Below are 8,153 nucleotides of genomic sequence, written 5' to 3'. Positions count from 1 at the left end.
GTCTGCGATGCCATGGTGCATGGCGGCCCCTATCCGGCCTCCACCAATTTCGGCGCCACCTCGGTTGGCACCTTGGCGATCCGGCGGTTCCTGCGCCCGGTCGCGCTGCAAAACCTGCCCGAGGGGCTTTGGCCCGAAGATTGGGCCTGAGGCGCAACAGCCCCAGGCCCTTCATCAGGCATTGTGCAGCAGGCCAAGGGGCGGGTAAGGCTGGTGAAAGCTGGAATATGTGGCGATCAAGATGAATGGCAATCTTCCCCCTGCGCAAGGCAAGACGCTGGTGCTGCAAGTCAGCGAGGCGCTGCGCACCCAGATTACGGCGGGCCGTTTCAAGCCGGGGGACCGTCTGCCGTCGGAGGCGCAGCTGACGCAGGATTTTGGCGTGAGCCGCACCGTCGTGCGTGAGGCGATTGCGGCGCTGCGCTCCGATGGGCTGGTGGAGCCCAGGCAGGGCGCGGGGGTCTTTGTGCTGTCGCCCGCACCGGTCGAGGCAACGGGGTTTACCCTTGTCGATCCGGCGCGCGTTTCGTCGCTGATCGAAATGCTGGAGCTGCGCACCGCTGTGGAGGGCGATGCGGCGGCCTTGGCTGCCTTGCGGCGCTCGCCGGCCCAGGAGGAGCGCATTCTCGAAGCCTTCGACCATTTCCGCCAGCAACAGGAAGCCGGTCTTCCTTCGGCCGAAGCCGATTTCGCCCTGCATCTGTGCATTGCCGAGGCGGCGAACAACCCGCGCTTTGTCGAGTTTCTGCGCCTGATCGGCACCGCCCTGATCCCGCGCCGCGCCGTCAGCGACGGGCCAGAAATGGGATCAACGCCGGAATATGCCCAGCGGTTGCTCAGCGAACATGAGGCCATCGTGACCGCGATCCAGAACGGCGACGAAAACGCCGCGCGCCACGCCATGCGCACCCATTTGCACAACAGCCAAAATCGCTATCGGCAATGGCTGAGAAACAACCGCCGCTGAACCCACGGCGTTACAGATTACATAATCTTCCTTATCGGATGTAGGCTGCGCCTCGTCTGTGCAGCTGCCCATGGCTGATGAAAGCCGGATGCTGTCCGCCCGCTTCAAAATGCGCGTAAGCCCATAGATGCTGTTGAGTGCGCACAACCGAGATCTCCCGTCGTCAAGCGCCGCTGTGAATTGATGTATATCAAAGATTATTCCTGTCGTCGCAGCTACTCAGATGTGGTGCGAACCAGGAGGCATCATGGATAACCCCATATTTTCTTAAGAAAACGCAACGAATCTGACCCTCTGGTGATCGAACTTCGCCTGAGGGGCCGGATGGCTCTGCCTGTCGCAGATCAGACATAAATCAACTTTGCCGCCAACAAGACTGGAGACAGCCTTGGGTTCCGAACCCCCTCCCGCCCCGCAGCCCCCTTCGCCCCGGACAGAGCGCAATGTGTTCGTGTTTCTGGCCGTCTTTCTGGCGCCGATCCTGGCCATTGCGGGCGTTGGCACGCTTGGTCTCTCGATCTGGGTCTGGCAGATGATCTTCGGGCCGCCGGGATGAGCGCGCCGCAGATGCCCACCCGCCGCGCCTTTTTGACCGGGCGCCCGCGCCCGCCTCGCATCGCGCTGACCGGGCGCTGCCTGCTGGTGGCGGGGATCAGTTGCCGCCTTTGCACCGATGCCTGCCCGACCCCGGCCCTGCGCTTTGACCTGACCGCTCGCCCGGTGGGTGCGATCCGTATCGACCCGACTGCCTGCACCGCCTGCGGCGACTGCCTGCCCCCCTGCCCCACGCGGGCGCTGACCCTGACCCCCGAGGCGACCTCATGCCCCGCCCCCTGACCGCCGCACAGACACCTGAACACCATATCGCCAGCTTTGCCCTGCGCTGCGATCCGCAGCGCCTTGGCAGCTTGCGCCCCGTGCTGGCCGCGCTGCCCGGCACCAGCATTGGTGCCGAAGATGTCGCCTCTGGCAAGATCGTGATGGTGATGGAGGCGCCGGAGGCGCGCGTGATCACCGCCACCCTGTCAGCGATCCAGCAGATGCCCGGCGTGGCCCATGCCGCGCTGGTGTACCAGCACATCCTGACCCCCGAAGCCACAGCCCCCAAAGAAGGAAGCCAGCCATGATCGACCTGTCCCGGCGCGATGTCATCAAGGCGCAGGCCGTCATGGCCGCCGCCGCCGCCATCGGCCTGCCCATCCCGGCGGAAGCGCAAAATCTGGTGACCGAGGCCGACCTGACGCAACTGACCTGGAACAAGGCGCCTTGCCGGTTCTGCGGCACCGGCTGTTCGATCATGGTGGCCACCAAGGGCGGCCGCGTGGTCGCCACCCATGGCGACAGCAAGTCCGAGGTCAATCGCGGCCTGAACTGCGTGAAGGGCTATTTCCTGTCCAAGATCATGTATGGCGAAGACCGGCTGACCACGCCGCTTTTGCGCAAGAAGGATGGCGTCTACCACAAGGATGGCACGTTCGAGCCGGTGAGCTGGGACGAGGCCTTCGACATCATGGCCGAGAAGTGGAAGAAAACCCTGGCCGAAAAAGGCCCCAAGGGCATCGGCATGTTCGGCTCGGGGCAATGGACGATCTTTGAGGGCTATGCCGCCGTCAAGCTGATGAAGGCGGGCTTTCTGTCGAACAATCTGGATCCCAATGCGCGGCATTGCATGGCCAGCGCCGTGGCAGGCTTCATGCGCACCTTCGGCATCGACGAGCCGATGGGCTGCTATGACGATTTCGAGGCGGCGGATGCGTTTGTGCTTTGGGGCTCCAACATGGCCGAGATGCACCCGATCCTCTGGACCCGGATCACCGACCGCCGTCTGGCGCATCCGCATGTGAAGGTGGCGGTCTTGTCCACCTATACCCATCGCAGCTTCGATCTGGCCGATATTCCGGTGATCTTCACGCCGCAAAGCGATCTGGCGATCCTGAATTATATCGCCAATCACATCATCCAGACCGGCGCGGTGAACGAGGCCTTCCTGCGCGAGCATGTGAATTTCAAGCGCGGGGCCACCGACATCGGCTATGGCCTGCGCCCGGAACACCCCCTGGAACAGGCGGCGGCCAATACCAAGGAGCCGAACGCGTCAGAGCCCATGAGCTTTGAGGAATTCGCGGCTTTCGTGGCCGATTACACCGCCGAGAAAGCCAGCGAAATCAGCGGTGTGCCGGTGGCACAGCTGGAGGCGCTGGCCCGGCTTTATGCCGATCCCAAGGTCAAGGTGATGTCGCTTTGGACCATGGGGTTCAACCAGCATACGCGCGGGGTCTGGGCCAATAACCTGATCTACAACATCCACCTTCTGACCGGAAAGATTGCCACCCCCGGCAATTCGCCCTTCTCGCTGACCGGGCAACCCTCGGCCTGTGGCACGGCGCGCGAGGTCGGCACCTTCTCGCACCGCTTGCCTGCCGATATGGTGGTGACGAACCCCGAACATCGCGCCCATGCCGAAGAGCTGTGGAAGCTGCCGCAGGGCCTGCTGCCCGACTGGCTGGGTTCCCATGCCGTGAAACAGAACCGCGATCTGAAGGATGGCAAGATCAACTGCTATTGGGTGCAGGTCACCAACAATATGCAGGCCGCGCCCAATATGATGGAGGAAGGGCTGCCCGGCTATCGCAACCCCGAGAATTTCATCGTGGTCTCGGATGCTTACCCCACCGTCACCTGCGAGGCCGCCGATCTGGTGCTGCCCTCTGCCATGTGGGTGGAGAAGGAAGGCGGTTACGGCAATGCCGAGCGGCGCACGCAGCTTTGGCACCAGCTGGTGAATGCGCCGGGCGAGGCGCGCTCGGATCTGTGGCAATTGGTCGAATTCTCCAAACGCTTCACCACGGATGAGGTTTGGCCCGCCGAAATTCTGGCGGCGAACCCCGAGTTCAAGGGCAAGACCCTGTTTGACGTGTTGTTCGCCAATGGGCAGGTCAACCGCTTTGGCCCCGATCATCTGGCCGAGGGCCATGCCAACCCGGAGGCCGAGGCCTTTGGCTTTTACCTGCAAAAGGGCCTGTTCGAGGAATACGCGAGCTTTGGCCGCGGCCATGGCCATGACCTTGCGCCCTTTGATACCTATCACGAGGTGCGCGGCCTGCGCTGGCCGGTGGTGGATGGGCAGGAAACCCGCTGGCGTTTCAACGCCGACCACGACCCCTATGTGAAGAACGGCAAGCCCTTCCATTTCTACGGCAACAAGGATGGGCGCGCGAATATCTTTGCCCTGCCCTATGAACCGCCCGCCGAGGCGCCGGATGCCGAATATCCGTTCTGGCTGTCCACCGGCCGGGTGCTGGAACACTGGCATTCGGGCTCGATGACGCAGCGGGTGCCAGAGCTGTATCAGGCGGTGCCGGATGCGCTGTGCTACATGCACCCCGATGATGCCGAGGCCTTGAAGCTGCGGCGCGGCTCGGAGGTGCGGGTGATCTCGCGCCGGGGCGAGATCCGCGTGCGGGTAGAGACGCGCGGGCGCAACAAGCCGCCGAAGGGGCTGGTTTTCGTGCCGTGGTTCGATGCCCGCCGCCTGATCAACAAGGTGACGCTGGATGCCACCGACCCGATCTCGAAACAGGCGGATTTCAAGAAATGCGCCATCCGCATCGAAGCCGTATGAAGGGGGCCATCATGTTGAAACGCTTTGCTTTTGCTTGTGCCCTGCTGGTTGCGCTGCCGCTGCATGCCGAAAACCAGTTGGGCGGCATCCGCCCCGATACGCCGCTGGCCGAGGAATCCGAGGCGCCGCAAATCCCGCCGGTGATCAATGCCGATGTGAAACAGGTGCGCAACTATCCTGACCAGCCGCCGCTGATCCCGCACAAGACCGACAATTACCAGATTGATCTGAACGTGAACAAATGCCTCACCTGCCACAGCCGCACGGCGGTGGAGGACAGTCAGGCCCCGATGATCTCGGTCACGCATTTCATGGACCGCGAGGGCCAGACTCTCGGCACGGTCAGCCCCCGGCGATATTTCTGCACCCAATGCCATGTGGTGCAGCATGATGCCGAACCGCCGGTCGTGAACGGCTTTGTCGATGTGGACAGCGTGCTGGACAACATGCAGGGCCTTGGCACGGGGGGTGAATGATGCTGCGCTTTCTGAAACGGCTGTGGTTCATCATTGCCCATCCGGCGACCCATCTCAGCCTCGGCTTCCTCACCATGGGGGGCTTTGTCATGGGGATCATCTTCTGGGGCGGGTTCAACACCGCGCTGGAGGTGACCAATACCGAGGCCTTCTGCACCAGCTGCCACGAGATGCGCAACAATGTGTATGAGGAGCTGAAAACCACGATCCATTACACCAACCGCTCGGGCGTGCGCGCCACCTGCCCCGATTGCCACGTGCCCCATAGCTGGCCGCGCAAGATTGCCCGCAAGATGCAGGCCAGCAAAGAGGTCTGGGGCAAGATCTTTGGCACGATCGACACGCGCGAAAAGTTCCTCAACAAGCGGCTGGAGCTGGCCCAGCACGAATGGGCGCGGCTGGAGGCGAATGACAGTCTGGAATGCCGCAACTGTCACTCCATGGAATCCATGGACATCACCCGCCAAAGCAAACGCGCATCCGAGGCGCATGAGCGCTTTCTGTTCACCGGCGAAAAGACCTGCATCAACTGCCACAAGGGCATCGCGCATCAGCTGCCCGACATGCACGGGCAAGACATGTTTGGCGCCAGCTCGCATGGCACGCCGCCGATGACCACCGGCCAGGGCGGCAGCGCCGAGGTGGAGGCCTATATCCGCAAAACGGCGGATTGAGGGGATCAGGCGATGAAGGCAGAGTTGGTGAAACTGGCGCGCAGCTCGGTGCTGCTGGCCTCGGTTCCCGAAGCGGTGGCGACCACCGTGCTGGCCGAGGCGCATCTGCGCCCGTTCAGCCGGGGCGCCACGATCTTCTTGCAGGGCGAACGCGCCCGGGCGATCTATATCGTGGCCGAGGGCTGGGTGAAGCTGTATCGCATCGCCCCCAACGGCACCGAGGCGGTGGTCGGCGTGTTCACCCGGGGCGCCTCTTTCGGTGAGGCGGTGGCCTTCCGGTCCGACACCTACCCCGTCGCCGCCGAGGCCGTGACGGAGTGCAACCTGATCCGCATCGAGGCGGATGCCTTTCTGCGCCAGATCCGTGAAAACCCCGAGGTGGCCATCGCGATCCTTTCGGCCACGTTCGGGCATCTGCACGGTCTGGTGGCGCAGGTCGAGGCGTTGAAGGCGCAGACCGGGGCACAGCGCGTGGCCGAATTTCTGCTGGAACTGGCCGATTGCGAGGCGGGCAGCTGCGAGGTGACCCTGCCCTATGACAAGATCCTGATCGCCGGGCGTTTGGGCATGAAGCCCGAAAGCCTCAGCAGGGCCTTTGCGCGCCTGAAGGATCAGGGGGTCACGATCCGGCAAAACGTGGCCCAGATCGACGATCTCGCCGCGCTGCGCTGCTATGTCGAGGAAGACCCGGCGCTGGCCTGGGCGCGCTGAGGGCTGCCCTCAGGCTGCGAGCGCGAGGGCTGCGGCGCAGATCAGGAACAGTGCCAGCACCACCCCGAAGCCGCGCGCCATCCGGGGCGCGGCGGACAAGCCCAGATAGCGGGTCAGGATCAGCCAGTCCTTTGCCCCGGCCAAGGTCAGCACCGCAAGGCTCAGCCATGGCGGGCTCAGCCCGATGACAAGCGTGGAGGCGGCAGCCAGCAAGAGCAGCGCGATCCAGCAGCGCGTCAGGGTGCGGGTGGCGGGTGTCATAGCAGATATACCACCGGAAACAGCAGCACCCAGACCAGATCCACCATATGCCAGAAGGCCGCCCCCGCCTCGACCGCGCGCGGGGTGGCAAGACCTGCCACCAGCGCCAGCAACACCATCCCCGCCAGAACATGCGCGGCGTGAAAGCCGGTCAGCAGCATGTGGAACAGGTAAAACGCATGGCTTTCAAAGCTGATGCCCTGCGCCCAAAGTGCGGCATATTCCTGTATCTTCAGGGTCAGGAACACTGCCCCCAGCAGCACGGCCAGCCCGAGACCGGCCCGCAGGTGCCAGCGCTGCCCGGCCCGTGCCGCCTCCACCGCCACTGCGGCAAGCCAGCCAGAGGTGACCAGAACCATGGTGTTCACCCCGGCGCCAAGCCGGTGCAGATGGCTTTGCGCCTCGGCAAATCCGGCGGGATCGCCAAGGCGCAGCGCGAGGAAGGCCAGCAACCCGGCCCCGAACACCGCCAGTTCCGACAGGATCAAGACCCACATCTTCAGATCGCCCGGCAAGGCCTCCTGCCGCGCGGTCATCCGGTGACCAGCTGGCGATAGATCTGCGGCAAGGCGCGGGTCAGGTGGTCAGGCTCGGGGATCAGCGCATAGGCGCCGGGGCCAAACAGGCGCGGGAACCAGCTTTTGCCGTCACGATCCACCGTGATACCGAACACTGCATGGCCCGCGCGGCGCGCCTCCTGCACCGCCATACGGCTGTCTTCGATGCCGTGGCGGCCCTCGTAATGGTCCAGATCATTGGGTTTGCCATCGGTCAGCACCAGCAGCAGCCGCCGCTTGCGCGCCTGCCGCGCCAACCCGGCAGAGACATGCCGGATCGCCGCCCCCAGCCTTGTGTAATGCCCCGGTTGCAGGGCCGCGATGCGGGCCTCGACCCCCGGCCCCATCGGCTCGTCAAAGCATTTGGCCTCCTGCACGAAAACCCGGTCCCGCCGCAGCGAGGAAAAGGCATGGATGGCAAAGCTGTCGCCGCAGGCCTCAAGCCCCCAGGCCAGCGCCGCCAGCGCCTCGCGTTCAATGTCGATCACGCTGCGCCCGTCATGACCATGGCCGGGAATCGCGCTTTCGGTGCTGCGCGACACATCCAGCAGGATCGACACGGCCAGATCGCGGCGCTCTGCCCGGGTCTGGCGCCAGACCCGATCCGTTCCCTCGCCGCTGGCAGAAAGATCGACCCGCGCCCGCACCGCCCGGTCGGTGTCCAGCACGTCGCCATCCGGGAAACCAGGGATCGAGACGAGGCTGGGACGCAAAGCCTCGAACTGGCGGCGGACGGCGCGAATGCGCGCGGTGGCGCGCGGGTCGTCCCGAAACGGGGATGTCAGGCTGCCGGCTTCGGCGCGGCTGTGCAGCACGCGGCTATGCGCTGGCAGGTAGCTGTGGGTTCTGACGTCCCATTCGGGATAGGTGGCAATTCCGGAAAGC

Annotated in this window: 11 protein-coding genes; 8 read left to right on the top strand and 3 right to left on the bottom strand. The window is 64.3% G+C overall.

Annotated features, from left to right (window positions below):
- Positions 1–241 precede the first annotated feature (241 nt).
- From JNN06_RS11300 to JNN06_RS11265, 8 genes are all read left to right on the top strand, one after another.
- Positions 242–967: a FadR/GntR family transcriptional regulator gene (locus tag JNN06_RS11300; RefSeq protein ID WP_291239694.1), complete on the top strand. Its 726-nt coding sequence runs from the start codon at positions 242–244 to the stop codon at positions 965–967.
- Between the two features lie 445 nt (positions 968–1,412).
- Positions 1,413–1,523, top strand: coding sequence for a hypothetical protein (locus tag JNN06_RS11295; RefSeq protein ID WP_291239693.1), 111 nt, complete (start codon positions 1,413–1,415; stop codon positions 1,521–1,523).
- Positions 1,520–1,804 (top strand): 4Fe-4S dicluster domain-containing protein, encoded by a 285-nt coding sequence (locus tag JNN06_RS11290; RefSeq protein WP_291239692.1) that lies wholly within the window; start codon positions 1,520–1,522, stop codon positions 1,802–1,804. Before JNN06_RS11295 ends, JNN06_RS11290 begins: the two co-directional genes overlap by 4 nt.
- Positions 1,789–2,094, top strand: a complete 306-nt coding sequence (locus JNN06_RS11285; RefSeq protein WP_291239691.1) for a chaperone NapD — start codon at positions 1,789–1,791, stop codon at positions 2,092–2,094. Before JNN06_RS11290 ends, JNN06_RS11285 begins: the two co-directional genes overlap by 16 nt.
- A complete protein-coding gene (napA, locus tag JNN06_RS11280) occupies positions 2,091–4,589 on the top strand; it encodes a nitrate reductase catalytic subunit NapA (RefSeq protein WP_291239690.1) in 2,499 nt (832 codons plus the stop codon). The genes JNN06_RS11285 and napA overlap by 4 nt, the downstream gene beginning before the upstream one ends.
- An 11-nt stretch (positions 4,590–4,600) precedes the next feature.
- On the top strand, positions 4,601–5,065 hold the full coding sequence (locus JNN06_RS11275) for a nitrate reductase cytochrome c-type subunit (protein ID WP_291239689.1): 465 nt from the start codon (positions 4,601–4,603) through the stop codon (positions 5,063–5,065).
- Complete coding sequence (locus JNN06_RS11270) at positions 5,065–5,739, top strand: NapC/NirT family cytochrome c (protein ID WP_291239695.1); 675 nt, start codon at positions 5,065–5,067, stop codon at positions 5,737–5,739. The genes JNN06_RS11275 and JNN06_RS11270 overlap by 1 nt, the downstream gene beginning before the upstream one ends.
- Before the next feature lie 12 nt (positions 5,740–5,751).
- On the top strand, positions 5,752–6,450 hold the full coding sequence (locus JNN06_RS11265) for a Crp/Fnr family transcriptional regulator (protein ID WP_291239688.1): 699 nt from the start codon (positions 5,752–5,754) through the stop codon (positions 6,448–6,450).
- A 9-nt stretch (positions 6,451–6,459) separates the two neighbouring features.
- Here JNN06_RS11265 and JNN06_RS11260 read toward each other — a convergent pair whose 3' ends face one another.
- From JNN06_RS11260 to JNN06_RS11250, 3 genes are all read right to left on the bottom strand, one after another.
- The gene (locus JNN06_RS11260; RefSeq protein ID WP_291239687.1) at positions 6,460–6,711 is read right to left on the bottom strand and encodes a hypothetical protein; all 252 of its coding nucleotides are present in this window, start codon (positions 6,709–6,711) and stop codon (positions 6,460–6,462) included.
- On the bottom strand, positions 6,708–7,247 hold the full coding sequence (locus tag JNN06_RS11255; RefSeq protein WP_291239686.1) for a cytochrome c oxidase subunit 3: 540 nt from the start codon (positions 7,245–7,247) through the stop codon (positions 6,708–6,710). Before JNN06_RS11255 ends, JNN06_RS11260 begins: the two co-directional genes overlap by 4 nt.
- Positions 7,244–8,153: VWA domain-containing protein (locus JNN06_RS11250; RefSeq protein ID WP_291239685.1), on the bottom strand; the 910-nt coding region annotated here is incomplete at its 5' end. The genes JNN06_RS11255 and JNN06_RS11250, both read right to left, overlap by 4 nt.

Origin of the sequence: Gemmobacter sp., assembly GCF_016792925.1 — a bacterium.
Taxonomy (GTDB): domain Bacteria; phylum Pseudomonadota; class Alphaproteobacteria; order Rhodobacterales; family Rhodobacteraceae; genus Gemmobacter.
This window is presented reverse-complemented; position numbering and strand designations above follow the sequence as displayed.